Genomic DNA, 25,979 nt, shown 5'->3' with positions numbered 1-25,979 from the left:
GTCACTCCCTCTCATATAACGGCAACTGAAATTGTTCTCTTATAACAAGCAAGGCAGCACCCTGCAACCACGCATCATCACTTAGAAGTGACACGACAATTTCTGTGTCGTTTGTAGCCGCAAAAAAATTTTGCGAAGCCTCTGCACGTGCATATGGCAAGAAATAGGCTGCATACTTCATTCCTTCTCCTGTTAACACGATGGCAGCAGGATTTAAAGTATTAATAATATTCGCTATGGCGTATCCAAGATGAACACCAAGCTGTTTAAATAACCCTGCAATCTCTGGTTTTGATATATGTTTTCCTAAGTGCTCAAATGTATAAGAACGTGCCTCTATATGAAGGCGCTTTCCTTCATGCTTAAAAAACGGTTCAGATGCATACATTTCCAAGCATCCTCTTTTACCACAATGACAACGATATCCGTTAATCTGTAAGGTGGTGTGGCCAAATTCACCGGCACCGCCAAATTCACCATAATAAATGTTTCCGTCAATAACAGTTGTCATACCTAGACCAGCACCAACAGACAAGCATACAAAATTTTTTCGCGGCTGTCCAAAATGGAGTTCAGCCAATGTGAAAGCGTTTATATTTTTATCTAAAAAAACAGATATGTCTTTCATTCGCTTGCTAACTTCCTGACAGATAGGTACATTCTCCCAGCCCAGCATGGAAGATCGGACAATGGTCCCAGTTTCCCGATCTACAAGCCCTGAAGCTGCAATACCTACTCCACATAGGCAACTATCATCTAGCTTTTGTGAAACAAGCATTTCCCTCATACATTGTACCAACTTGTGAATAACAACATCCGGTTCGCTTTTTTCAGCAAACGGAACATGACAAATTTGGAGAATGTCCGCTTGTAAATTTGTTAATGCAATACGTATTTTTGTTTCTTCAATTTTTACACCAAATGCATACTGATATGTTTCATTGAACTGCAATAAAATGGGCTTTCTTCCCCCTGTTGACATTGCAGTTCCCGTCTCTTTAATTAGATTATGCGTTAATAATTCCTCTACAATGTTTGTTACGGTCGACAGCCCCATTTTAGTTACCTTTGCTAACTCTGAGCGACTAATCGGACCGTTTAAACGAATTTGCTCTAACAACAGATATCGATTCCATTCTTTTATAAAGGCTTTATTGCCCTTTCGCATGTTTTGATTCTGCATGCTGTGCATCACCTCTTACACAGTCCCTCATCGTAAAAAATGGCTGCTTGTTTCTTATTTCATTGAATGAAGTAAGTTGACATCAGTGTAGCTTATTTCATTCAATGAAGCAAGTTGTTTTTGCTAGAAAAGTAAAGCTATAGCCTCTAAAATAGTAGTATCTTGAAAATTAAGGATACTCTTTTTATAGACTTTGATGTAAAAAATATTTGCAAATATATCCTATCATGATATACTAAAACAAAATTTAGGGAAAAGGACGTGCAAACTTATGTTGCGTTTATTGATTGTTGCACAATTACATCATCATACATAAACCCTTGAACCCGTGTATATATTACACGCAGGTACAAGGGTTATTGCCGTTGTACCTGCGTTGCTAAGAGCCATGCAGGATTTTTTATACCTGCATGGCTCTTTTTGTTTACATAAAAATTGAAAGGATGAGACAAATGACAATTGCTAATGTAATCTTACCGAATTCGAAAAATATGACGAGCTTTATTCAATCTTTGCTACTGCGTGCAACAGATTCTTATATCTATCCCACTCCCCAAAATATAGAATGGTATAAGAAATCACCAGAGCTTTTTATTCCAACACGTAACAAATACAAACTAAATCTAGATTATGATTTTTCCAATTATAAAATGTGTGTTCAAACAGAAGGACAAACCGATGTACTAGTGATTATTATGGAACCCAAACAGTTTCGTAAGCTCAATCTATCCACTACTGGTATCAGTAAACGAACTACAATTCCAACTCCTGTGCTTCGGTATTGTAAAGACACTGTAAAACGCAACAAAGTGGCCTTTTGCCTGTATGCAACTGATGGAGAAGCGACAGCGATGATTTTTATGCCTGAAGATACATCCACTGCGCTACGTTTCGCACAATAACTTATTTTACATACTGTTGTACAAGTACTCGTAAGTACGTGGCACAGTGTTGGATTTTTGCTTGCATGTTTCTAAGGCTCTCTTTGTGTTGCTTTGCTTCTTCCCGCCTTATTTGAAGCATCCGTTGTATTTCTGGTAAGGCAGGACCACCAGTAATGTTTCGGCGATTAATAAAAGATGCTGGAGAAATAATATGATCCCATTCTTCATAGGTAAGTGACACAACAGCTAAGATAGTATTCACTTCTTTTAGTGTAAATTCATATAATTCTTTCTGCTGCGCTGCACATGCTTTGGCAACTGTAGCAGCCATTTCATGCGCCCTGCGAAACGGGATACCTTTGCGTGTTACTTCATCCGCTAATTCCGTAATTGTAATCGCATGTTTTGAAGCCCGTTCTTTTAACACGTCTTTGTTAATAGTTATTGTTCTTATGACTGCATCCATTAGTGCAAAAACTCGCTTTGCCTTAGCAAAACTATTATACAAATAAGGCTGTAAGTCATCCTCGGTATCCACAATATCACCAAACGGGGTATTGTGAATCATATGCAGTACGGCAAGTGCTTCTGCATATGATCCACTTGCTAACGCGCGGGCATGTTCAATTGACACTGGATTCCGTTTTTGAGGCATAATGCTGCTGATTTGTACGTACGGATCTGCAACAATTATCCCATGAAATTCCTTTGTGGCTAAAAGTAAAAAGTCTTGTATCCAACGACCACAGTTAAGCATACAAACTGCCATCGCAGCAGCTGCTTCTGCCAGATAGTCGGCACCCGCAATGGCATCATAAGAATTTTCCACCAGCTTTTCAAAGCCAAGAAGCTCACAAATACGTTCTCGATTAATTGGAAATCCGGTTGTAGCTAATGCCGCTGCTCCCATTGGCGAATGATTAATTGTCACAAACGCTGCTTGTAACCGCTTCAAGTCTCTCATGCATACATCATAGATTGCAAGCAAATAATGTCCAAGTGTGGTAGGTTGTGCAGGTTGGGTATGCGTATAAGCTGGGATAATTGTGGTTGCATGTTGACAAGCTTGCTCTAATATGCTATCAGCTAGCGTTAACAAAGCTTCCTGCACCTCTAACATATGTGTTCGAATAACCATCCTATACATCGCAACACCCATGTCATTCCGACTGCGACCAATATGCATATTGCTAATTATTTCATCTGAAGCCACTTGTCTAATACGATCTTCAATAAAAAAGAAAAAGTCTTCATAGCGCTCATCATATGCCACGTTGCCATGATTTTCAGCTTCCACTTGATAAATACTTCGTAAAATTTTTTGGGCATCGATTGAAGATAAAACATGTTGTTCAGTTAGTATAATAACATGTGCATAATGAATTGCGAACATTGAACTTCGTAAATAATCGCGCTGACCTTCAAAAACGTGCCGCAATACCTGATCTACATACGTTTTTCCTGGAAAACGTTCTCCTTCCACATTTACAAATGCATCTTTCTTTCTTTTCACGGCAATACCTCCATGCTTTTACCCTATCATAGGCGGTAACAGCCGTTCTTGTGATTGTACAATATACCAGAATTATATAAGTACAAGTCGCTATGTTATAACATAATAACAGTATAAAAAAGAACGAGTTGCCAATATGATGTTTTATACGTCACGTCACCTTCTTCTCTCTATGTTTCTAGGTGTATAAGGGTTTTTCTAATTCATCGCAACAGCACTTATCATAATTTGCTTAAAGCGCTCCACAAATAAATTTTGATTGAGTTCCCATCCAATCTTCACCCAATTTCCATTCGTATGTGGTAGTGCTCGAAAGTCGGCAATACTTTCACCACGAGATACACCCTCTGTTGCAACCGAAACAGGCCTGTACACATAGTGCAGCAATTCTGGGTTTGCAACAACCATCACCGTTAACACATCGTGCAACGGCGTACCGGTAATTTTAGGAATCAACTTTTGGTATGCTTGATAGTAATACATAAAAATATCTTTAATTAAGTTACGAAACGGGTTTTGACTTACAGCCGCAATTTCTTCAATTATCGTTTCCGTAATTAACGCGTCTTTTGTAACATTAAGCGGACAAAGCGTCACATTTTTTGCATGCATCATAATATAATTAGACGCTACAGGATCACCGTAAAAGTTCGCTTCAGCTACAGGTGTAACATTTCCAGGTACAAAAAAGGCGCCTCCCATAATATAATAACCTTGAATTTGCTCCATCCGTTCCTCACCAATATTGCATACAATCGCGAGTGTTGTCGATCTGCCTACATCCACCATAATCAACTCATTTTTATGTTCATCCATAATATCAATTACTTTCCCCATAGAGAACGTAGAAGCCTGTAAAAAACTTTTTGGCGGCTGAATAGGACCCATACCATTTTCACCGTGTATTTCCGGATAATACACATTGCTTTCGCCGCTAAACGGTCGGTACGCACCTCGAATAACAGGTATATCCTCTCGCCCTATCAATGAAAGCAAATAAGCGGCGTTGGCTGTAGTTTGCTCTCTTGAGACATTTCCGTAACTCGTAACAAGCCCAACCAATTCAATATCTGGATGTAGCAGCGCGTAAATGATTGCTAATGAATCATCAATACCGGGGTCACAAAATAACAATACCTTTTTTTTCATACACCCCCTCCTTTCTCATTACGCCTCTAGTTTATATTACATTTTTTTGGGATAACGACTATATAGTTCACTTTATGAACGACAAAGCTCTACTAACACAAAAAAGCCGCAACAAAGTGCGACTTCTTGTTATTTTTCCATAAAACTTCCTATAACATAGACTAAAAAGGATAACAAAATAGGAAAAATAACAGTATGCATACCTAATGCGTTTGGATAAAATAAATGAAAAATTATATAAGAGCCGACGCTAACCCTATCCACGCTTCATGATGAGCAACCCGAAAACGTGGATCCTTCGTTTCTTTCATGTTCTTCTCTCCTTTTGGTATACAAATTGCAAATTTATATTGTATCATTTATTCCCATTATTTTCATAAGAAAAACTCACAGCAACGTGTGAGTTATGATTGTTTTTGTTTATGACGCGCCGAAGAGCGCTCTGTACCTGATTCACTTGTTGTTGTGCCTTGCCCTTCAACATGTGCAGAGCCGAGCTTTGCACGTGCAGGATCTTTTTTACGCTTGCCCATTTTCTTCACCTCCCTTGTTACTTTGTCCTACTTGATAAGACGTATACTATATTACAAATATTTCAAGTTTGTAATGTTATTGAAATTTCAATATTCTAACATTTTGTGTACAATAAATGTTAGAATGCTTCAGCCTGTTCACTCATCACATTCCGTATAGGGGGGTTATCTTATGAGTCAAGTAGCGGTTGAATTACGCGAAAAGGTAGCTACTTTTTTGCAAGGAACAAAAAGGTTATACATTAATGGGCAATTTGTTGAAAGCGCTTCCCAAAAAACGTTTGAAACACCTAACCCGGCCACAGGAGAAACATTAGCTACAGTCTATGAAGCTGGTCGTGAAGATATCCACAGAGCTGTTATTGCAGCGCGCCAAGCATTTGATGAAGGGCCATGGAGCAAGATGGCAGCTGCAGAACGAAGCAGACTCATGTATAAATTGGCTGACTTGATGGAGCGAGACCAATTAGAATTGGCGCAGCTTGAGACATTGGATAATGGAAAGCCAATTCGTGAAACAACGGCGGCAGATGTGCCATTAGCCATTGAGCATATGCGTTATTATGCAGGCTGGGCAACGAAAATTGTGGGACAAACCATCCCAGTCAGCGGTAACTACTTTAACTATACACGCCACGAAGCAGTTGGTGTTGTAGGACAAATTATTCCTTGGAACTTTCCACTTTTAATGGCGATGTGGAAGCTTGGTGCCGCTCTTGCAACAGGCTGCACAGTTGTTTTGAAACCGGCAGAGCAAACGCCGCTTTCTGCCTTATATTTGGCAGAATTAATTGAAGAAGCTGGCTTTCCAAAAGGCGTTGTAAACATTGTTCCAGGCTACGGTGAGTCTGCCGGACAAGCGCTTGTAAATCATCCGCTTGTGGACAAAATTGCGTTTACTGGTTCAACCGAAGTCGGAAAAATTATTATGAAGCAGGCTTCTGAAAGCCTAAAGCGCGTGACACTTGAACTTGGCGGAAAGTCGCCTAATATCATTTTACCTGACGCTGATTTATCTCGCGCCATCCCTGGTGCATTAAACGGCGTAATGTTCAACCAAGGGCAGGTATGTTGCGCGGGTTCACGTTTGTTTGTGCCCAAAAAGATGTTTGACAATGTTGTAGCAGATCTTGCTTTATACTCCAAAAATCTACGGCAAGGCGCGGGTATCAATCCAGATACTAACATCGGTCCTCTTGTATCCAAAGAACAGCAAAAACGCGTTCTCAGCTACATCAATAAAGGAGTAGAAGAAGGCGCAGAATTGGTCGCAGGCGGGACTACCCCTTACGAAAATGGTTACTTCATTGCGCCGACTGTGTTTGCAGACGTAAAAGATGAAATGACAATTGCCAAAGAAGAAATCTTTGGACCAGTTATCGCAGCGATGCCATTTGAAGATTTAGATGAAGTCATTGAGCGTGCCAATCGCTCTCACTACGGTCTTGCAGCAGGCGTATGGACAGAAAACCTCAAAAGTGCACACTACATAGCTGCAAAATTGCGTGCTGGAACCGTTTGGGTGAATTGCTATAATGCATTTGACGCAGCTTCTCCATTTGGCGGCTACAAACAATCTGGTCTCGGACGCGAAATGGGCTCATATGCGCTGCAAAACTATACAGAAGTAAAGAGCGTTTGGGTGAATATGAGCTAAAAAAGACAAAAGACTGTCGGTGTGCCGACAGTCTTTTGTCTTTTTTAGCTATTGTTCTTATCATAATGAGCAAGTGCCAAAAGCGGGAAAATGTAATTGTAGCTGTAATAACGAATATAAAACTGCCCTGGTAAACCTAAACCAGTTGGATAAGACTTGGCTCGTTCTGTCCATTTCTCCCGATGCCTTAAAAAATGGATACCTCGCTGCACTGATTCCGCATTGCATCCTTTTATGGCCAGTAAAGCATCAACTCCCCAAGCCGTTTGAGACGGTGTACTAAAGGATAGTGGTACAAAACGCTTTTTTTCACTGCTTCGGCACGATTCACCAAAACCCCCGTCACTATGCTGAATCGACTCTAACCAGACAGCTGCTCTTTGCAAACGTGAATCTGATGCCGGAACACCAACCGCACGCAAGCCTGTGACTGCCGCCCATGTTCCATATATGTAGCATATCCCCCACCTGCCGTACCATGAGCCATCTTGACGTTGCAACCTTTCCAAGCAGGTCACACCTCGTTTAACAATGCTATGTCCCTGATGCAAACCCGCGTAATTACCAAAAAACTCCAACACCCTTCCTGTTACATCCGGTGTAGAGTTGTCAATGATAGCATCTTCCGCATTATCAAGTGGCAACATAGTAAGCCATTCATTGTCTGCTCCTTTTTCAAATGCCCCCCAACCACCGTCTTTATTCTGCATCTCCAAAAGCCAGGACAATCCCCTTTGCCATACTTTTTCATACATTTCCTCTCCCTTTAGAGCTCGCAATACAACTGATGTATCGTCATTGTCAGGGACAAATGTATTGCTATCTGAAAAGCCCCAGCCACCTGGTATAGCCCGCGGTGCACGAATACTCCAATCCCCCATTTTATTATGCTGCTTATGCACCAGATATGCATTTGCAGCTCGAATCATCGGATCGTGAGAGGGCACACCTGCTTCTTGTAAAGAATAGCTAAGTAAAGCAGTATCCCATACTTCGGAAGGGGAATTTTGCAGATGCAGTCCCTTTTCTGTATGAAATAAATAGGAAACCAGACCTTGCATAGCCTTAACAATAACCGGAGCATCAGGTTTATATCCAAGTGCGAGTAAAGCGTAAATCATATAAAAAGTAGACGTTGCATAGCTATAGAGTGTTCCGTTGTCTTCCAAACGATTTAACATAAAGCGCTCAGCTTCCTGAAACCCTTTATCGTGAAGTTTTTTAGGATATAGTGCCAATCGCTTTCCTTGTTGTATAAGGTTTGAAGACACATTACGTTCTTGCTTAAACCAAAAAGCTTCTCCTAGCAAAAGATGACTCATATCTATATCTTGTGGTATGATAAAGCGCTTATTTAAGCAAATTACCATAGGCACAAGATGAATACGTGCATAGTTGCTTAAGGAATACATAGACATAGGAGCAAAAGATGGTAATAAAAACAATGGTGTAGGTACGGACAGCTTCGGATACGGGTATTGGCCAATTACAGCTAAAACAAACTTGGTCATAAAGTGTGTACGTGCGAGGCCACCTTGTGTTTGTATATAGACTTCCGCTTGACGTATATTGTCATCGCTTAGTTTGTATCGACCGGATACAAGCAGTGCGGTATATGCTAAAACGGTTGCAGATAAGTTACCGCGCTCATCTTCATATAAGCTCCATGCTCCGTTTTTACCCTGCAATGCCGCTAATCGCTTTGTCAGTTTTTCTATCAATTCCTCTCCTTGTACATCCAACATACGCATTGTAATAATCATCAAACAATCCGTCATAGGTGCACCTTCAAAACAAAAGCGCCATGTTCCATCTGCTTCCTGCAAGCGTCGCAACTCTTCAATTTGGTCTTGACTGTACATATGCCACCCCCTATTACCATATTCAAGGAGATGCAGACGTATGTTTTTCCTTAAGAAAACACAAAACCTCGCCATATCGCGAGGCTTTGTTACTTAGTAATACCAAGCTGCAACAGCAATACCTAAAATAGCACCCACAATTACCTGGTATGGGGTATGACCGACAAGCTCATTTAATAGCTTATAATCCTTTGTCCTACCATGAAAAAAATCATTTAAGATTTTTGCCTGCTTACTTACCGCAAGACGTACTCCCGAGGCATCATACATCACAATAACTGCGAAAATGGCCGAAATTGCAAATAGCGTGCTTGTAACACCTTCCTCAAAACCGACAGCAGTAGCTAAAGCTGTTACAGTGGATGAATGAGAACTTGGCATCCCGCCGGAGGCGAAGAATTTAGCTACATCGAGCTCCCTTGTTTTAAACAATACGATGACAACCTTAATGAGCTGCGCCAAAAACCAAGACATGACAGCTGTCACCAACGGGCCGTTTTGAAGGATATTTTCCATCGCAATCCCCCCAAAAAACATTTTCTTAATCATAATTTTTTCTGTAGGAAAAGGCAAATCGTCACCCAGCTTTTTCGTTTTCCAGTACCGTCCAGTTAATTACAGTGAAGTGATGTTTCTTAAGCATTGCTTCAAGCTGTTTTCTGATATGCGCAACTCGTTCTACCTTACATGCCGGCAGTAAAATATAAAGCATATGATTGATATGATTAAAGCCAATGCGGTCCAATATGAATAGTTCTTCTCGCAAGATACGCTCTACATCCTGCAACCGTTCTTTATCAAGGCCACGTACGTACATACCTACACAAACGAAAGACTGTCCCAGTTCACGAAAATGCGTTCTTTCTTCTTCTACACACCTTTGAAACGAAGACATCTGATACACTTTCGTGCCTTCATAATACATAAAACGAGCTTGGCGCTTTTGCAACTGTTGGAAATAAATCACAGTCGTTTGCAGAAGATATTCGATAAACGGGTCTTCGATATGTTGTACGTAATCAGGTATAACGATCACCTTTTGCAAAGAAACAAATGGCAGTAATAAGAATGAGCCTTCTTGTTCAATTACTTGCATTCGTTCCGGATAGGTAGCATGTTCTATAATGCGCGGTAGTGTGCCAAGTCCCATTTCAAGTTGCAAAACATTTTTTGATTCATCGATTGCATAAATGCCAATTGCATCCGTTCGTAGATATGCTTGCAATGTACGCATACATGTATGTAAAAGTTCACTGCGTGCTTCTCCTGCCCGTGCAAGTTTTTGCATGGCGGACAGTACTTCATGACTATGCTGAATCGTTTCTTGCAACACTTCTTTTTCTCTTTTCCACTGCAGCTTTTCTGTAGCTAACATTCTCTCGAACTTGCTTGTCATACGATTCTTCAATATATGTTGTAATATGACACTCAATGCGTATGTGACACTTAGTGCAACTGTAATGGTGGCGAAGACTCCATTTACGTAATTAGCCATTACAATAAGAAGCATCGCTAATCCTAATGTATATAAAAGCCCACTTTTCCAATTCCAAAGCAAGACTGCACATATAACTGAAGCTACACATACAAATGTAGTCCACACGGTCTGATTCAGAAACATTGCTGCCGTTGCACCTCCCCATCCGATGATATACATCGCAATCTGCCGTACTACTCCTATCTCCATAACGCCCTCCCAAAATCTATTTTATATAAATCCATACAGTTTCTCCAAATATAAACAGTAAATTTAGACACATATCGTCTTAGGTCTCTTAGGACGTGACTGCTGTCAGTGCCTATTGCTTTTCCCTATCCAAAAAAATGTCGGATTTTTTAGTTAGACTTATATACTTATTTCCATTTTAATATACGCTTTTCTCATTTTTCTATAAGATTATAAAAATACTTATACCGCCTTATCTTTTCGGGTATTTGGGCGCAAACGCCTCATTAACTTTGTGTTCGCAAATGAAAAAATAAGAAGTGCAATCCATATAAATGAAAATGCAATCATATGCGCATGCGTAAATCTCTCATTATATAAAAATACCCCGATTCCCAAACTAATACTTGGGGCAATGTATTGCAAAAATCCAATCATAGATAAAGAGATTAGCTTAGCACCTTTAGCAAAATATAAAAGTGGTAGTGCTGTCGCTACACCCCCACCAGCAAGAAGCAATAAGTCGTGCCATTCTATAACACCAGTATTGGTATGAGGTAGCATAACATATATAAGCGCAACAGGCGCAATTAATAACGTTTCTATTGTTAATCCAACTGCAGCATCAAGAGCGATTACCTTTTTCACCAAACCGTATATCCCAAAGCTAACGGCTAAGCAAAGTGCAATCCACGGAAAAGCACCATATAACAATGTTAAAATACTTACACCTGTTGCTGCACAAAGGACTGAAATGATTTGCCAAAATGTTAGCCTTTCTTTTAAAACAACCATCCCTAGTAAAATACTAACGAGTGGATTTATATAATAGCCAAGACTTGCTTCAATAATGTGATTGTGGTTTACGGCCCAAATATAAATAAACCAGTTTATACTAATCAGAAAGGACGCTGTCACTAATAGTAACAATAACTTAGGCTGTGCTGCAAGATTTCGACAGGACACCCATAAAGCATGGAATTGCTGTTTGAATACCATAATACCCATCATAAAGACAAATGACCATATTACACGATGTGCTAAAATAATTTCTGAAGGTACATGTTGCAGAAGCTTCCAATATAAAGGCAAAACCCCCCACATCACATAAGCACTGCCGGCATACCAGGCTCCTTTTTGCTGCATATTCATTTTATCTTCTCCCTCTATATGTAATACAACGCAAAAACAATGCGTATTTACCGCATTGTCCATAAAATTGCAACTGTTAAAAAGGCGAGAAAAGGCATTCCAATAACAAATGGCATTTTTTGTGTTTTATGCCGAAATGCATACATACCTAACCATGCACCCCATGCACCTCCGATAGCTGCCACAAAGAACAATGCACTTTCGGATACTCGCCATTCTCTTTTCTTTGCTTTTTGTTTATCAGACCACATTAAATAAAATGCCCACACATTTATAACGAATATATATGCCCATTTCATCCACCACAACTCCTCTACTTCTGTATTATACCATAAGAGCAGGTGGCGTACTGTGGCTAACGATTATTCAAATACATCGCTATATATTCTTTCATCAAAGCAGCTTGCTCCTTCGTGTGAATCGTATAATGATCTCCGTCAATACTGGACGTAAAATCTGTAAAACCGCGACCGTGTAAAAATTCCGCGACGCTTTGAATATGCTCTGCATCATTTGTCATTGCTTTCATGCCAACAAAATCCTCATTGACATATACTTCATATGAATCATGATGCATCTTGCTTGTATAGTCAAACTGCATATTATAAGTTCCTGGATATAATCCAAAACCTTGATACGTTCCGTCTGTAAACGGCATATAAAATACCCTCCCGTAAAACGTTCTTACGGTAAGGGTACCTCATTTCCAATCTTTTATGCATTTGTTTCTGCTTCTTCAAAGGAATCCTGTACACCAAGCATATGCTGCCACTTCTGATATGACGCGCTGTTTTCATTTACAAAACCTTTTGCGTAAGAGCGATTCCATAGGTGCTCAATAAAAATAGCCGCTTCCTTTCGGGCCACGCCTTCTGCTCCTGCCCCATAGTAATTTTTAAAGTAGCTCTCAATTTCATTGAGCAGCAGACGGAGTAACTCATCGGATGTTTCTTCAAGTGTGATATCGCGTTTCGCTTCACTACCATACATCAGCACAACATCTAATATATTATGAACAAATTCTTTGCGTAACCATTTTACATCTTGGGCTCCTGTCACAAATGGATGTGTGTATAAATGGCCACTCGTTTGCAATGCTTGTTCCTGCTCTTGTTCAAAACGTGTAATAATATTCTCATATATGAACGGATTGTGAAGAAGCCCTCTGTGGAGCTTATACCCTTCTCCTGTCACGTTCTGACCGCGTGACTGAATTAAAGAACTGCGCCCTACTCCGTTATATTGATACACCATTTGCTCATCTACCAGCGCCAGACTTACCCACCTAAAAATATAAGCGTATAAAAAGGCACGATTGCATTTTTCTTCATCAAGCTTCGTTTGCGTGGCGTTTAAGTCAGGCATAAACGCCGGAAGATGCCAATATTTATCAAGATGCGGTGTTAGATTAGACTTTTTGCCATTTAACTTATGCACACGGCGATAATAGGCTTGAAAGTAATCACCTTTCCCGTCACTCAGTCCTGCATGACCTGCTGATAACTTTGGAAAATCTTGAAGCGATAAACCGTAATGCGCACGATAACAAACGACTTCATATGGTGAAAACGCTGTATCTACCGTTTCTTTTTCTTCAAATACTTCTTGAAGGAGTTCTTCATTTAGTTCACGATATACATATGGATGTATGCCCCAATACTGAAGCTCCCGATGGTGAGCAACCTTTGGGATAAACGGACTAGCAAGACGAATTAAGCTGTCGATCCGCTCTTTTACATATTCGTTGCGATCTTGCCCTTTTAAATCTGCCTCTTTACGGAGCGCTTCCACAATATTGAGATCAAGTTTGTCTCGATAACGAGATTGAAGCTCACTACGGCAGTATGCCAAGATATGCGTACGATAAAAGTCTTCTACCTTTTGTGCCTTCTCATTTGTTGCATTATTTTTGCAATAAGCTCGGTACAAGCTTAAATAGATTTCGGCTGAAATATCCGGCGGCAAGCCGTTATCTACACTTTGGTACACTTGCTTCCAAAGCTTTTCTTGCATATCCTCACTGGCCAGCACATACACATTTGTCGGATTTGTTTTTCCTTCGAATTCCTTCGCGCGCTTTTGAATTTCGAGCAACAAGTTTTCACGTGTTTCATGTAAATTATCAAAAAAGCGCTCCCAATGTCGAATCATTTCTTCCACAGCTTGATAAATTGTCTGATAGACAAGCTCTAAGAGCATTTCCTTGCGATAAGCCGTGAGCTTATTTACATATTGACTAATAATATCTTGAAACTCCTTGCGGAAAGAGCGATGCATATTATAAAAAACTTTGCCAAACCAGCCCTGCTGCTCTGCCAATTCCACACGCCGCACTGCGCTCACTGGTCCCTCTATATTACCTAGATTAAATTTCTTATCATAGTTTTGAATCAGCACACGCTTTTGCTCATTGCTCTCTTGCAACTTTTTCATGCGCTCTCCAAGAAGCTTGCGCACCTCATATAACATGTAACGAGCTGTCACAGGATGCACTGGTGATGGTCGCTTTAAAAACCAAGTATTAAGCTGATAAGATTGTCCCTCTGTACCAATCGGAGAGAATTGATCGGCTTCAATCATATCATATACCAGTGTAGTGACATGTTCGTGGACACGGCTTGGGATGCTATAAGCATATAAACGAACTGCATGATCAACCCGCCCCACTTCTCCCTTCATGTGCTCTGTTATCTTTAGTTTGGCGGTCATGATTTTACACTCGCGTTGTAAACGATTCAACTCTTCATCTTTTTGCACTGTGCGCTGTACATAACTTTCTACAGCCTCTAAAAACTGCTTCGCCTTTGACGTGCCTGGCTTATTTCCTTCCGCACCTTCCCGTGTTTCTATATATACTTGTTTATAAAAAGGATGCGCGCGCTCTGGTCTTGTTGCCAAATGCTCCAGATCTTCTAGAAAACTTTTGCCCCGGTCAGGTTTTTCTCGCTGTACGCCCCGCCTGATATCCTGTTCATATCGTAGTTTCTTCTCATCATACAGCTTATCAAGATGTAACCATGATTCGTCTAACCCCTGTACAGCCCACTTTAAAGACGCATACTCAACCACTTGACTATACGGATAAATAAGTTTTGCAGCACCTGCACCGCAATAACGAGCTTTTCCATTTGAGTCTGCTAACTGTTGAATTTGGTTGTCTTCTTGCGCAAAATGGTTAGCTGACATAGGACTAAACAATTGGAGGTAAATCGTATTCGTCATTTGTTCCATATAGTCTGATAAGTTTTGCAGATGATGGCCATGTAAATTTTCGTAGTCGTACAAGAAACAATAATTATAGGGAAGATGCTTTTGCATAATCGTATGATTAGTTCGACCATCTTCATCTACTTGATCGGGACGATATTCGAGTTCAATCGTTGCTCCGCCTCGCCTCGACAATTCACCAGAAGAGCCAAGTGTAATCGCATGTAACTCTTTCAACGAAGCATATCCATTCGCTTGAACGGTCTCATACTCTTTAGCACTGATTGTTCGTGTTTTCACCAAAGCGTCTGGAAGTAAAAATGCTCCTCGTATAATAATGTTATTATGCTGTAATTTTTTTCGTAACATCTCACGTAAATACAAGGCAGTCTGCAGATACATCCCCGATCCCGTACCACCTGCAAGCGACGTGATAATAATAACTCGAACACCATATTCAGTCGTGTCACTAGTAACCGGAAAAATCCCCTCAATCTCTTGCCAAAACGCGGTCAATTTATCATCCTTCATCGCAGCACGTAAGGCTAAACGTGAAATAACGCGCAATTGTCCCGCTCCTTCGGTAAGCGGTTTATCTAAAATAGTTGGGTCTTCTGGAAACCAATCTGTAATAGTCGGATCCTCCGCAATATACTCGCGCGGCGTTTTACTAGAGCTCGTTTGTGTAACAAATTTTTTGTTACCAAATCGTCCTACCGTATTGATATCCGTATCAAACACATGCATTGCCACTTTCTTACGACGCTCTTTCGGAATTTTCCCGTATACACGATGCGTAATAGAGCTCCCGATCCCACCTAAACCAATTAAAATTGTCGGAACTTGTGTGCTCATACTCCTCACCCCTTCTAATCACACTCATACCAATATGTTTCTTTTCCATAACCGCGATCTACAATAATTGTTTCGTTCGGATATAAAGTTCTATGCTCTGCACCAATCTCATCTTGTTGCAAAAACGACCCGTCTATCACCATCCCTTCCACTTGACACTCCTTGGCTACTAGCACTGCTTTTGTTCCTTTTTTAGCCACAAAGGTTATAGATTGGACTGTTCGACGTTCCGCCCGGTACGGTATCCCTAGCTTCCACCAAGGTCCTCGTAACACTTCAGGTTCCGCTTTGTGAATCCACTCATCTGATAGAGACTGATCTAATTCATACGAAACAAGAGCACGTCGATGAAACCTCGGCTTGACAATCCATCCAACAATCACAAACATCACTAACACAAACACCAGCACACTTGGAATAACATAGCGCAACAAGATATGGTAACGTTGCCACACAGAGGTGTTTTCTACAGTGAACATTATAGATTGTGACACCTCTCCAAATTCCGGGTGTTTCATTGTAACAGTTGCTTCTGCGTTTCCTGTTTCAGTGAAATTGAAAGTATTTGAATATAACGGACGTAAATAGACATATAGTTTTTCATTATGATGCAATTCATAGCGAATATTTTTGTTCAAACGAACTTGATAGGAAACATTTTTTAGTTCTTCCTTCGTCATCGCTTTTCCGTTTAAAAGCGGTTGTAAAACAAGAGGCTTCGCATGCACGAGCTCCGTTACAGATTCTTTCCAATTTACGGTTTCTACGCGCAATGATAATTTCGGCTTGGGAACCGCTGTAATTTGAAATTCCTTAGTTTGTTGATAAAAGCCTTTAATGTTCATACTGATAGAACCACGAAGTGATGTAGCATGTAACCGATACTGAAATGCTTTTCTTTCCTCATTCCAGGTCATAGAACGTTGTTGTTTATCCACCATAATATACGCAGCAAAATAAGAAGATTTTGTCGGCAATTCCTCTGGTTTTGCTTCTATAATGAGCGGATCCCCTGTATACACCTCTCCATTTACTTCTCTACGTGTATTTTCTTTATATACAGTAACTTTATAATCTAAATCCGGTTCTACTAATATTCTTGTATCGGGAGGCGGTGGCTGCTCTAATATAATGTCATATGTGCCTGGTTGGATGACTTTACGAGTATAGGACAAGTGAGTGATATACCCTTGAATGAGCGGCTGCGGTGTTTCTATTACATATGAATCTACCTTTTCAAATGGACTTGTTTTCACACGTGCATTTTGTTGTGTTCCCTGTTGCACAAGCGTTATACGCCGCACCGGAAACGGTGAGATAATCTTCACATGGTTATCTTCTATCTCTGTTTTCACAGCATCTTCTACATGAGAAAATGGATCACGGTTAGCAACTAAAGCAGCTGCTGCATTTACACTATTTATAATTCCAGACTCTCCATCGGTTGGAAGCACAATTCCTTTAGTCGTATCTTGCCAAATTTCTTTAAATGTATTAACTTGTTGTTTTTCTATTTCGCTAAGATGCGATTCCATTGTAATCAACACTGTGTGTATAGCTACTTTCTTTTGATCCATTTCACTTTTAAAGTTGCGCAGTGTACTTGCAATTCGCTTTTTGTTCCCTTCATACTGCGGATTATTGGGATCTTCTAATTCATTAAAGGCTCCATCAGTCAGTACAATCAACCACAACTCATCAGCACCCTTCCCTGCTTGACGTTTTAATGCTTGAATTGCTGTTTCAACAGACTGAAACGGCGTATTTTTATAATTATTCCAGCTACGTATGTTGTGCATTTCAGATTGCCTGTTTGTAAGCGAAACAGCGATTTCCTTATCTGGTGTGCTCATAGGAACATATGAAAATATATCATTTTCATAAAGAAGACCCACAAAACTTTGCAATGCATAACTGGCATACATCCAGCGGTTCATAGTACGCATACTTCCCGAGTCATCGTATACCAATACGACTGTTCTTTGTTTCTGCTCGCCTTTTACCACGTTAGGCGTCCATATCAGAACAAGAAGCAACAGCGCACATGTGGCCATCAAGTGTTTTCTCATATGCTGAAGCCACCTTTACACGAGGATAAGCATAGACAAATTCCTATGCTTCATCATATGAGCGAAAAAAGTTGATATGACTTGTATTTGTGTCAAGCTCATCTGTTTACATAATATAATTATCGTATAAATATAAAAAAAGCCTTGCACAACGGTGCAAGGCTCACTTTGTTTCTATAATGGGTAATCGAATCGTAACTTCGGTTCCAAAACCTGGCTCACTTTTGTATGATATTTTCCCTCTCATCATCTCAATAATCCGAATTGAAACAACAGTTCCTAACCCTGTTCCCGTTTCTTTTGTACTGTAAAATAATGTACCAATGCGAGACAGCTGTTCTTTATTCATTCCTTTACCAGTATCTTTAATTTGAATGTAAGCATTATGATTGGCTACATATAAACCTATGCTCACTGTTCCTCCACTCTCATTGGCCTCAATCGCATTCTTGACAATATTAATAAGTGCCTGCTTAAGTTGATCACGATCCGTTTTCATTCGGGCATTGGACTGAAACGCTCGAGTTAAACGTACATCTCTACGCAGTAACAGTGGGTCTAATATTTGCGCTACTTCTTCTAGCAAATCTGCGATAGAAAACGATTCTACTTTTTTAATCTCAGGCTTAGCAAAAGTCAAATAATCACTAATGATCGCCTCGGCACGGTTCACTTCACTTAATATAATAGGTAAATACGTAGGGTTTACCTGCTTCTCTTGCTCCATCAGCTGCAAAAAACCCTTAACTGCTGTTAATGGGTTGCGTACTTCATGCGCAATCGATGCAGCAAGCTCACCCAATGTATTTAATTTTTCCGTACGTTGCATTTCAGACTTTATACGGACTCTTTCTAGATTTTCTTCAATTAACATGGCTGCGAAACCGATTGCAATAACTTGAATAATATTAAACAAGGCATAGTCCCACAATACCTGATGGTTGGCCACACTGCTATTTAAAACATAGAAAGCGATGATTGCGAAGGCTATACAAACTGCACTGATGCTACTAATCAAGATCATTCGTACTCGCTTTCTCACTTTTTTACGTTGAAACACCAATGAAAGGAAATATGAAGTTGTAGCAACCAACAATACGCCTCCATAAGCCGCTTCAAGTGCCTCACCACCTAATAAACCTCTAACAAATAACACGACCACACACACAATGCCACCGGCAATTGGACCACCATACAACATGGACAACACAATCGGGACATATCGTAAATCCCAATGCATTCCGTGGCTAAAATAAGAAACATACACACATAAGCCTGCTGCGACACCATGTAATACCCCATACAGATATGGCGAATTGCCAAAACGCCATTTTTCGAAAAAAGCATGGTGAATCAAAATGGGTGCTAAGATAATTAAAATATGCAATAGCAATTTCTCAGCTAACATCGTTCGCCTCCCACATTTCAACATACTTTCATATTCGACAACATCGCTGAAATTTCCTTTCAAAAAATAGCTTATTCAGAACTTTATTAACAATTTTTGTTAGCGAATAAAATGCGTTAGTGCAATCATTGTTAAGAGACCGCCAATAAAGGAGAATGTTGCAGAACGTTCGTTTCCGTCCCCATGACTTTCTGGAATCAATTCTTTATACACGACAAATAACATTGCTCCTGCCGCAAACGCCAATCCATACGGAACAATCGCCGAGAATTGTCCCGCAAACGAGATACCGATGATACCAAAGGCAAGTTCTAGTATTCCTGTAGAAGCCGCGCACAACAGAGCATATATCGGTTTTACGCCGTGTGATACTAAATAAAGCGCGACAAGAAACCCCTCTGGTACATTTTGCAGTCCAATTGCAAATGAAACCAATGGGCCTAAATCAGCTACATGACTACCGTAACTCACACCTACTGAAAGGCCTTCCGGTATATTATGAAAGGTCATCGCAATTAAAAGTAAGGGGTGGCCGCCTTGAAATGGATGTTCTTTCCTTTCAAGTTCCATATGTGGCAAGCAACTATCCAGAAAAGTCAGCGCCACCGTTCCGAGCAAAACACCGATGGTCAGCACATATATATTTGATAGTTTCATCGCTGAAGGGATTAATCCATATGTAGAAGCTGCTACCATAATCCCAGCTGTATATGCTAGTAATATATCACGACCTCGATGCGAAACATGCTTTAAAAACATAGCGGGAACTGCCCCCGCTATTGTGCAAAGCGAAGATATAATACTGCCTGTATACATCGGATCCATATAAACCTCCTCAATCGTATCTGTTACAATATATGTACAAGCTGGGCTGACATGTCTATCAAACACAAAAAAGATCTTCATCATCTGACGAAGATCTTTTCACTATATCTATTACGAAAGAGTAGGTACACTGTTTGGATAGTACTTATGAAGTTCATTCTGTAAAAATTTCGCAACTTCAAGCATGCCATATACACCTGTCGCTGCTTCAGCATCAGAATTATAGTTTGTATTTGTATTAATATCATACGTGTAAATAATTCCGTTTGCATCGCGTATAAACTCAATGCCAGCTACGCTGATTCCGTTAGCCGCAAGCACGTTTTCATAGTTTGCAATGACATCTTCCTGAAAATCGTTTATTATTTGAAACTTTGGCTTTGTTTCCACTTCCTCTCCTACAGGGCAGAATAAATCTCCAATTTGACAAGCATCTGCAGGACACAATTGGAACCCCTCTGTTGTATCCACACGTACTGCATACACAAACTTCCCCCCTACAAATTCACAGCGTGTAATATACGACTCAGGCGACTTGATATATTCTTGCACCAATGTAATGCCATCAACAGGCTCTTCAAACGCTTGGCTCTCTACATATCCTTGCAATGCTTCCAAACTTTGAAACAATTGCACGCCAAGACCTTTACCAGCGCGATTATGCTTTGTAATAAAAGGACGTCCATCAAAGGCCTTGGCCGCCTCTAAAATTTGAGAACGACCTACCGCTACAACTGTTTTTGGTGTTCGTACACCATGCTTTTCAAGCTCAAGATACTGCAGTACTTTACTAACCTCTAGAGAAAGAGCACGGCTACCATTATATACTTTACGACCGTGTGCCTCTAACCAATGCAAAACAGCTGCTGTATATTCCGGCGCGTAACGATGTCCCCTTGTATGCGCAGATGCGCTCATACGACTAAAAAAAATGCCTTCAGGTGGTACGGTTGATAAATCAATACACCCTTTATCTAGATGCCACTCTTCATAAGGTAGTTGCAACTCATCTAAGCGCTTAGTTAAATGCACTGTCCACTCACTGTTTTCATGAATTACATAAATTTTCCCCATCATTTCCACTCTCTTTCTATATTGTGATTTGATTTCTTTTTTGTTCAACTAGTGGCATCACTTGCTTTGCAAATCTCTCCATTTCTTCTAATTGCGGCGAAAATTGTAGTAACAACAGGTCCACACCAACTTGTTCAAAAGCCAGAATACGCTCTGCAATTCGCTCAGGTGTTCCAATTAAGTTAGGACGTAACCCGCGATTAGATACCGAGTAATCATATAACTTTACTTGTTGTTCGAGTTGTGATTTGCTAACAAAATCATCATATCCAGCATATGCACTTCCCGTTTTTATATCTGTGATGCGTTGTAGTTCTTGTAATGCTTCCTCTTCTGTGTCCCTACAAATGACGTATGCAGCCATACCAAAGGAGTGAAATGCCTCTCTGCCAATCTTTTGTCTGCGCACCTTCATGTCAGCAATTTTTATGCCAACCTCTTCAGGCGTTCCTCCATGCATGACATATGCATCCGCAAAAGATGCAATACTTTGCTTTCCTTTTTCACTTTCCCCACCCGCATACAAAATAGGATTTGGTCTTTGTATAGGCTTTGGAGCAAGCTTTGCATTTTGAATATTATAATATTTCCCTTCATACGTAAAGGTCTCTTCTATCCATAGTCCCTTTAATACATCTACAAATTCGTTCGCACGCTCATATCGTTCATCATGTTCTGAAAAAATACCACCGTATTGCTTGGCTTCTTCTGCCCACCAAGCTGAAACCACATTCAGTGTAAAGCGCCCCTTACTGATATGATCAATGTTAGCTGCCATCTTAGCTACCACAGCTGGGTTATGAAATCCTGGTCGAATTGCGGTCATAATTTCCATTTTCTCTGTAACAGCTGCCAAAGCTGCAGCTGTCGTCCAAGCTTCTAATGAGTCGTGTTCTGGTCCTTTAATATCATTAAGATATAATTCAGCAATGAGAGTAGTATTGTATCCCCAGCGCTCAGCTGCTTGTACTACTTCCTTTGCATATGCATAAGTTGGCGGCATATTTTCATCTTCTACATTACGGAGCCAACCACCAAAAATCGGCGTCCAAAATCCATACTTCATAGCCATCCCCCTTTTATACAAAAAACCTCTTTCTAAAGACAGAAAGAGGCTGAAATATGCAAATATTTCATTCCCCTATCTTTCAAGCAAATGCTTGCTGGACTTGGCACGGTATTATAATAAATCCGTTGCCGAGGCTTCAAAGGGCCAGTCCCTCCACCTCTCTGGATAAGAAAATAACGATATACAATTGTATCCAAATTGTAAGGATTATTTGTGTAAAAGTCAATATAATTCCGAAAAGTTATATAATTATTTCTTTTTTTGCAAACGGCGCTGTTTCCACCAAACGAAAAAAATAATTAAAGGTAATAGTCCTGCTCCGGCAGCTAAAGCAAAGTTGCGTATACGCGGCACTTTTATTTCCACATGCAAATCATTAACCTTACGTAAACTCATTTTCCACTCCAGTTCTTTACCACCTTTATCAACTTGCGTTGCATTAGATGAGGACGCTCTAATGGGTAATGTCACTCTCACATGAAGTAAAAACTGTTTAGTAAGCTCATCTCCAATATAGTTCGCTGTCCAATCCGCTGCTTGAAACTTACGAGTAAACGTGTATAGAAAATCCTCATACAAAGGTTGCAAGTCTACTCTTGCACGTACACGATACGTCTTAAAAAATAGCGATTGTTTTTCCTGATAAGAAACATGTACCATACGATTCTTTGCACTAGCGGGAATACTTGTGGGTTCACTTCCTTGTAATTCACGCAAGGAATGATAGTGACGCTTTGCTTTAAAGCCAAATTCTTTTGGACCATCGAACGCTTCTATTTGAAATCCTTGATTACGAAGTACATCTTGCATAGACGAAAATAGATTTAAATCAGCTGTATAACGCTTTAATTCCTGTTTTAGTGCAAATTGAATTGTTGCATCAGCACTGCCATTTTTATGCACTGTAAAATTGGCTGTTCCTTTCGCACAACCTCCGAGAACGATAAAACATATGAATAAAAGTACCCGGTATCGCATCTTAGACGCCCCTTTATCAACTTACAATACAGCTAAAAGACTATTATTTGTATTGTTACATTAGTATAACCGGCATTGTCTTATTTTATGGGGCTGAAAATTATACTGTAGGTAACGTAATTGTAGCTTCGGTACCGACCCCTGGTTGGCTTTTATACATAAGTGTCCCATTCATCATGTTAATAATACGCAAAGAGATCAATGTCCCAAGTCCCGTTCCTTTGTCTTTCGTTGTGTAAAACAACGTTCCAATTCTTTCAAGCTGCTCGGTGGTCATCCCTTTCCCTGTGTCGACAATTCGAATTTCAACACCACTTTTTACAGCGGCAGTGGTAACAACTACACCTCCTGATGAGGTAGCTTCGATAGCATTTTTAATAATATTCAACAGCGCTTGTTTCAACTGATCTGCATCGGTCTCAAGAAGTGGATTTGCCCCCATTTTAACTTGTAAAGAAATTCCTTTGTTCATGGCTAATGGTTCGAGTAATATACAAACCTCATTTAATACAATATCTAAACAAAAACGCTTTTTTTCTTGAAATTGCGGTTTAGCAAAATTAAGATAATCGCTAATAATCTTTTCTGCTCGTTCCACTTCGCTCAGTACAAGCGGTACATATTGATAATTTTCCCCTTGTTTCATCATTTGTAAAAAGCCCTTCACTACAGTAAGCGGATTTCGTACTTCGTGAGCAATTGATGCCGCTAATTCTCCGAGTGTATTCATTTTTTCAACGCGTTTCATCTCTTGACGCATCACAATTCGTTCCACAATTAGTTCATGCATTAAAACAGAAGCAATCATACCTAGCATTTGAATGAGTGCAATAGGTAATAAGTCATCAGCCAGGTCATATTTCCAAGATTTTGTATTCCACATGTAAAGCAACACAGTTAAGGTAGCAGAGAAAGCGGACCAAACGCCCATTAACACACCTATCATGATTCTACGGTTTGGTGAATATTCATAAAAGCGCTTTACGAACATACAAGAAAGCGATACAGATAACACAATAATACCTATACCATATAATACAATAGGGCCACCAATCGCAATACGCATACATATAACCATCAGAAAAGCGATAGTTCCTGCTATCGGCCCCCCATACAAAAACGCTACAATGATAGGGACATATCGTAAATCCCAATGAAATCCATGGCTTATAAAAGGAAATAACATACACAAACAAGCTGCCACTCCTTGAAGTATACCACCTAGTATTTTTGACTTCTTCAATGAGTGATGTTCTATAAATAACCCATAGAAAAACATCGGAGCCATAATAATTAAGATATGTAATAGTAATTTCTCAGCTAGCATCATCTATCCCCTATCCATCTATATCTCTAATACTATAAATTTTTACAGGTAAATGCAATGGCTATACAAGTCTAGATAGTTTTTTCGATATAAACACAGCAAAAAAATAACTGCGCCAGAACGCCTCGCTACGTGTGTATGTTCTTACTTGACATGCGTATCTCTTAGGCACTGACCGCAACCATACATTGCCCGTTCTTCTTTCCCCCAAAAAAGAATGTCGTTTTTTCTAGTTGTACTTATATAGATATATACAAATAAAAAACATAATTTGCTAAAGAAGTGCAACTAGAACAGCAGGCATGCTTTTTAGATAACAGAGAAGAATGAACAATGTGCAGTTGCAATTAGATAAGAGACTTCTTTTTAACTTAATACATTCGAGATATTCACACAAGCAATGTTTGTCCTTTTTCATACTCTATCATGAGGTGAAAGGAGGTTTATAATGAACCGACAACAATGTTATCATCTATGTTGCCAATATAATGGCAAGGTTGTACGTATTCAAGACAAATCTGGCAACTATCATATTGGAAGGATTACAAAGGTTTCTGATGATTCCGTTTGGATTGAACCTATTCGACAACGATATAATCGTGGCTTTGGCTACATTCCATACGACGAAGAAGTATATGGATACGACAGTGACCGTTATGGTTATGAAGGAAGGTATTGCCGCGGAGGATGTGACGATGACTATTACGGCGGTGCGTATGCGCTTGGGTTAGGATTTATTGTAGGCATCGCTTTAGCAGCTCTATTTTTCTTTTAATGTTCGTTCACATCTTATAAACAAAAAAGAAGCCTCATACAAGGCTTCTTCTTATTTTTGACATCGAAATACACGGTGTCCAAGTACATGACCGTACAGAGCTAAAATTTTTTCATGTTGCTCCCATATTTCATAGAGAGATTGAGAGATATTTGCAGAGATATCCCACTCTGATGTCCACTCATATTGCGCTGTTGCCACTGTATCTCTGTGTATCACGTCCACACGTTGAAACCCTTGCTTAGTAAAGTGCTCATGCCACTGTTGTTCTGTTAAATATTGTGCAGCACCGTATAATTTTCTAATATGGTCATATTCTTGGGCATACAAAGGCCTTTCGATAGTCATCTCTGTACCCGCTACATAGCCTCGCTTGCGCAGCACTCGATACAGCTGTGATAATGTACGAGAAATATTAGTAAATGCTATAACAGACTCTGTAATAATAACATCAAAACTTTCATCCGCAAACGGCAATTGTTCTGCGTTGCCATGTACTAATTCTATGTTGACATTTTCCTGTAATATTCTTCGTTTGGCTTTTTCAATCATAACAGGATGATAATCCAATGCTGTTACCTGACATCCATATTGTTTGGCAATATACACAGCTGTTCTGCCAGTGCCACAACCAAGATCCAACACTTTTGTATTTGAGTTGAGCGGCAAAAGTGTCAGCAATTGCTTTGTAAGAGCAAATCCGCCTGGGTGTGCACTACCTACACCAAACAGGGCCAAAAAATCAATGTAAGAATGCATACATATGCTCCCCGCTATCTTTTTTGCTGTATAT

At 40.0% G+C, this 25,979-nt stretch carries 22 protein-coding genes and 1 riboswitch; of the genes, 3 read left to right on the top strand and 19 right to left on the bottom strand.

Annotation, left to right across the window (positions count from 1 at the left end):
- Position 1: 1 nt before the first annotated feature.
- Positions 2-1,183, bottom strand: coding sequence for an ROK family transcriptional regulator (locus EEJ45_RS01865; RefSeq protein ID WP_164464170.1), 1,182 nt, complete (start codon positions 1,181-1,183; stop codon positions 2-4).
- A 452-nt stretch (positions 1,184-1,635) separates the two neighbouring features.
- On the opposite strand from EEJ45_RS01865, the gene EEJ45_RS01860 reads away from it, so the two are divergent.
- Entirely contained in the window at positions 1,636-2,085 is a 450-nt protein-coding gene (locus EEJ45_RS01860) for a hypothetical protein (RefSeq protein WP_124563072.1), read from the top strand.
- A 1-nt stretch (position 2,086) separates the two neighbouring features.
- On the opposite strand, the gene argH is transcribed toward EEJ45_RS01860, so the two are convergent.
- The 3 genes from argH to EEJ45_RS01845 all read right to left on the bottom strand — a co-directional run bounded on the left by argH (position 2,087) and on the right by EEJ45_RS01845 (position 5,262).
- A complete protein-coding gene (gene argH, locus EEJ45_RS01855) occupies positions 2,087-3,580 on the bottom strand; it encodes an argininosuccinate lyase (protein WP_124563071.1) in 1,494 nt (497 codons plus the stop codon).
- A 198-nt stretch (positions 3,581-3,778) separates the two neighbouring features.
- Positions 3,779-4,729, bottom strand: coding sequence for a nucleoside hydrolase (locus tag EEJ45_RS01850; RefSeq protein WP_124563070.1), 951 nt, complete (start codon positions 4,727-4,729; stop codon positions 3,779-3,781).
- 404 nt (positions 4,730-5,133) lie between these two features.
- Entirely contained in the window at positions 5,134-5,262 is a 129-nt protein-coding gene (locus tag EEJ45_RS01845; protein ID WP_124563069.1) for a YuzL family protein, read from the bottom strand.
- Positions 5,263-5,434: 172 nt separating this feature from the next.
- Between EEJ45_RS01845 and EEJ45_RS01840 the strand changes: the two genes are divergently transcribed.
- Positions 5,435-6,919, top strand: a complete 1,485-nt coding sequence (locus EEJ45_RS01840; protein ID WP_124563068.1) for an aldehyde dehydrogenase family protein — start codon at positions 5,435-5,437, stop codon at positions 6,917-6,919.
- A 44-nt stretch (positions 6,920-6,963) separates the two neighbouring features.
- On the opposite strand, the gene shc is transcribed toward EEJ45_RS01840, so the two are convergent.
- The 14 genes from shc to EEJ45_RS01770 form a co-directional block, all read right to left on the bottom strand.
- Positions 6,964-8,781, bottom strand: coding sequence for a squalene--hopene cyclase (gene shc / locus EEJ45_RS01835; protein WP_124563067.1), 1,818 nt, complete (start codon positions 8,779-8,781; stop codon positions 6,964-6,966).
- 93 nt (positions 8,782-8,874) lie between these two features.
- Complete coding sequence (locus tag EEJ45_RS01830) at positions 8,875-9,297, bottom strand: divergent PAP2 family protein (RefSeq protein ID WP_124563066.1); 423 nt, start codon at positions 9,295-9,297, stop codon at positions 8,875-8,877.
- A gap of 61 nt (positions 9,298-9,358) precedes the next feature.
- Positions 9,359-10,468 (bottom strand): hypothetical protein, encoded by a 1,110-nt coding sequence (locus EEJ45_RS01825; protein ID WP_124563065.1) that lies wholly within the window; start codon positions 10,466-10,468, stop codon positions 9,359-9,361.
- A gap of 222 nt (positions 10,469-10,690) precedes the next feature.
- The gene (rarD, locus tag EEJ45_RS01820) at positions 10,691-11,599 is read right to left on the bottom strand and encodes an EamA family transporter RarD (RefSeq protein ID WP_124563064.1); all 909 of its coding nucleotides are present in this window, start codon (positions 11,597-11,599) and stop codon (positions 10,691-10,693) included.
- 47 nt (positions 11,600-11,646) lie between these two features.
- Positions 11,647-11,898 carry a DUF1294 domain-containing protein gene (locus tag EEJ45_RS01815; protein ID WP_124563063.1) on the bottom strand — a complete coding sequence of 84 codons (252 nt, stop codon included), beginning with the start codon at positions 11,896-11,898 and terminating at the stop codon, positions 11,647-11,649.
- Between the two features lie 56 nt (positions 11,899-11,954).
- On the bottom strand, positions 11,955-12,257 hold the full coding sequence (locus EEJ45_RS01810; RefSeq protein ID WP_124563062.1) for a hypothetical protein: 303 nt from the start codon (positions 12,255-12,257) through the stop codon (positions 11,955-11,957).
- A 56-nt stretch (positions 12,258-12,313) separates the two neighbouring features.
- Positions 12,314-15,661: a tubulin-like doman-containing protein gene (locus tag EEJ45_RS01805; RefSeq protein ID WP_124563061.1), complete on the bottom strand. Its 3,348-nt coding sequence runs from the start codon at positions 15,659-15,661 to the stop codon at positions 12,314-12,316.
- A 14-nt stretch (positions 15,662-15,675) separates the two neighbouring features.
- Positions 15,676-17,730: a vWA domain-containing protein gene (locus tag EEJ45_RS01800; protein ID WP_380018013.1), complete on the bottom strand. Its 2,055-nt coding sequence runs from the start codon at positions 17,728-17,730 to the stop codon at positions 15,676-15,678.
- Positions 17,731-17,893: 163 nt separating this feature from the next.
- Positions 17,894-19,138 carry an ATP-binding protein gene (locus EEJ45_RS01795; protein ID WP_124563060.1) on the bottom strand — a complete coding sequence of 415 codons (1,245 nt, stop codon included), beginning with the start codon at positions 19,136-19,138 and terminating at the stop codon, positions 17,894-17,896.
- A gap of 99 nt (positions 19,139-19,237) precedes the next feature.
- Positions 19,238-19,963, bottom strand: a complete 726-nt coding sequence (locus EEJ45_RS01790) for a ZIP family metal transporter (RefSeq protein WP_124563059.1) — start codon at positions 19,961-19,963, stop codon at positions 19,238-19,240.
- Positions 19,964-20,074: 111 nt separating this feature from the next.
- Entirely contained in the window at positions 20,075-21,037 is a 963-nt protein-coding gene (locus tag EEJ45_RS01785) for an ATP-grasp domain-containing protein (RefSeq protein ID WP_124563197.1), read from the bottom strand.
- A gap of 16 nt (positions 21,038-21,053) precedes the next feature.
- A complete protein-coding gene (locus EEJ45_RS01780) occupies positions 21,054-22,103 on the bottom strand; it encodes an LLM class flavin-dependent oxidoreductase (protein ID WP_124563058.1) in 1,050 nt (349 codons plus the stop codon).
- A 72-nt stretch (positions 22,104-22,175) separates the two neighbouring features.
- Positions 22,176-22,278: riboswitch (SAM riboswitch) on the bottom strand.
- A 77-nt stretch (positions 22,279-22,355) separates the two neighbouring features.
- Positions 22,356-23,084 carry a DUF3153 domain-containing protein gene (locus tag EEJ45_RS01775; RefSeq protein WP_124563057.1) on the bottom strand — a complete coding sequence of 243 codons (729 nt, stop codon included), beginning with the start codon at positions 23,082-23,084 and terminating at the stop codon, positions 22,356-22,358.
- Between the two features lie 100 nt (positions 23,085-23,184).
- On the bottom strand, positions 23,185-24,414 hold the full coding sequence (locus EEJ45_RS01770; RefSeq protein WP_124563056.1) for an ATP-binding protein: 1,230 nt from the start codon (positions 24,412-24,414) through the stop codon (positions 23,185-23,187).
- A gap of 445 nt (positions 24,415-24,859) precedes the next feature.
- Between EEJ45_RS01770 and EEJ45_RS01765 the strand changes: the two genes are divergently transcribed.
- Entirely contained in the window at positions 24,860-25,186 is a 327-nt protein-coding gene (locus EEJ45_RS01765; protein WP_124563055.1) for a hypothetical protein, read from the top strand.
- 51 nt (positions 25,187-25,237) lie between these two features.
- Here the strand turns inward: EEJ45_RS01765 and EEJ45_RS01760 are convergent, their stop codons facing one another.
- On the bottom strand, positions 25,238-25,945 hold the full coding sequence (locus EEJ45_RS01760; RefSeq protein WP_245999804.1) for a class I SAM-dependent methyltransferase: 708 nt from the start codon (positions 25,943-25,945) through the stop codon (positions 25,238-25,240).
- Positions 25,946-25,979: the final 34 nt, after the last annotated feature.

It is taken from the genome of Ectobacillus antri, assembly GCF_003852715.1.
Taxonomy (GTDB): Bacteria; Bacillota; Bacilli; order Bacillales; family Bacillaceae_G; genus Ectobacillus; species Ectobacillus antri.
Note: the sequence above shows the minus strand (reverse complement) of the source record. Positions and strands in the feature narration are given on the sequence as shown.

What these genes read in the sequence shown, in the direction of transcription:
- EEJ45_RS01850 (WP_124563070.1), bottom strand. Translation starts at nt 4,729, where the DNA reads ATGAAAAAAAAGGTATTGTTATTTTGTGACCCCGGTATTGATGATTCA.
- EEJ45_RS01760 (WP_245999804.1), bottom strand. Translation starts at nt 25,945, where the DNA reads ATGCATTCTTACATTGATTTTTTGGCCCTGTTTGGTGTAGGTAGTGCA.
- EEJ45_RS01770 (WP_124563056.1), bottom strand. Translation starts at nt 24,414, where the DNA reads ATGATGCTAGCTGAGAAATTACTATTACATATCTTAATTATTATGGCT.
- EEJ45_RS01860 (WP_124563072.1), top strand. Translation starts at nt 1,636, where the DNA reads ATGACAATTGCTAATGTAATCTTACCGAATTCGAAAAATATGACGAGC.
- EEJ45_RS01775 (WP_124563057.1), bottom strand. Translation starts at nt 23,084, where the DNA reads ATGCGATACCGGGTACTTTTATTCATATGTTTTATCGTTCTCGGAGGT.
- shc (WP_124563067.1), bottom strand. Translation starts at nt 8,781, where the DNA reads ATGTACAGTCAAGACCAAATTGAAGAGTTGCGACGCTTGCAGGAAGCA.
- EEJ45_RS01865 (WP_164464170.1), bottom strand. Translation starts at nt 1,183, where the DNA reads ATGCAGAATCAAAACATGCGAAAGGGCAATAAAGCCTTTATAAAAGAA.
- EEJ45_RS01780 (WP_124563058.1), bottom strand. Translation starts at nt 22,103, where the DNA reads ATGAAGTATGGATTTTGGACGCCGATTTTTGGTGGTTGGCTCCGTAAT.
- EEJ45_RS01765 (WP_124563055.1), top strand. Translation starts at nt 24,860, where the DNA reads ATGAACCGACAACAATGTTATCATCTATGTTGCCAATATAATGGCAAG.
- EEJ45_RS01830 (WP_124563066.1), bottom strand. Translation starts at nt 9,297, where the DNA reads ATGGAAAATATCCTTCAAAACGGCCCGTTGGTGACAGCTGTCATGTCT.
- EEJ45_RS01800 (WP_380018013.1), bottom strand. Translation starts at nt 17,730, where the DNA reads ATGAGAAAACACTTGATGGCCACATGTGCGCTGTTGCTTCTTGTTCTG.
- EEJ45_RS01845 (WP_124563069.1), bottom strand. Translation starts at nt 5,262, where the DNA reads ATGGGCAAGCGTAAAAAAGATCCTGCACGTGCAAAGCTCGGCTCTGCA.
- EEJ45_RS01795 (WP_124563060.1), bottom strand. Translation starts at nt 19,138, where the DNA reads ATGTTAGCTGAGAAATTGCTATTGCATATTTTAATTATCTTAGCACCC.
- EEJ45_RS01810 (WP_124563062.1), bottom strand. Translation starts at nt 12,257, where the DNA reads ATGCCGTTTACAGACGGAACGTATCAAGGTTTTGGATTATATCCAGGA.
- EEJ45_RS01790 (WP_124563059.1), bottom strand. Translation starts at nt 19,963, where the DNA reads ATGGATCCGATGTATACAGGCAGTATTATATCTTCGCTTTGCACAATA.
- rarD (WP_124563064.1), bottom strand. Translation starts at nt 11,599, where the DNA reads ATGAATATGCAGCAAAAAGGAGCCTGGTATGCCGGCAGTGCTTATGTG.
- EEJ45_RS01825 (WP_124563065.1), bottom strand. Translation starts at nt 10,468, where the DNA reads ATGGAGATAGGAGTAGTACGGCAGATTGCGATGTATATCATCGGATGG.
- EEJ45_RS01805 (WP_124563061.1), bottom strand. Translation starts at nt 15,661, where the DNA reads ATGAGCACACAAGTTCCGACAATTTTAATTGGTTTAGGTGGGATCGGG.
- EEJ45_RS01840 (WP_124563068.1), top strand. Translation starts at nt 5,435, where the DNA reads ATGAGTCAAGTAGCGGTTGAATTACGCGAAAAGGTAGCTACTTTTTTG.
- EEJ45_RS01815 (WP_124563063.1), bottom strand. Translation starts at nt 11,898, where the DNA reads ATGAAATGGGCATATATATTCGTTATAAATGTGTGGGCATTTTATTTA.
- EEJ45_RS01785 (WP_124563197.1), bottom strand. Translation starts at nt 21,037, where the DNA reads ATGGGGAAAATTTATGTAATTCATGAAAACAGTGAGTGGACAGTGCAT.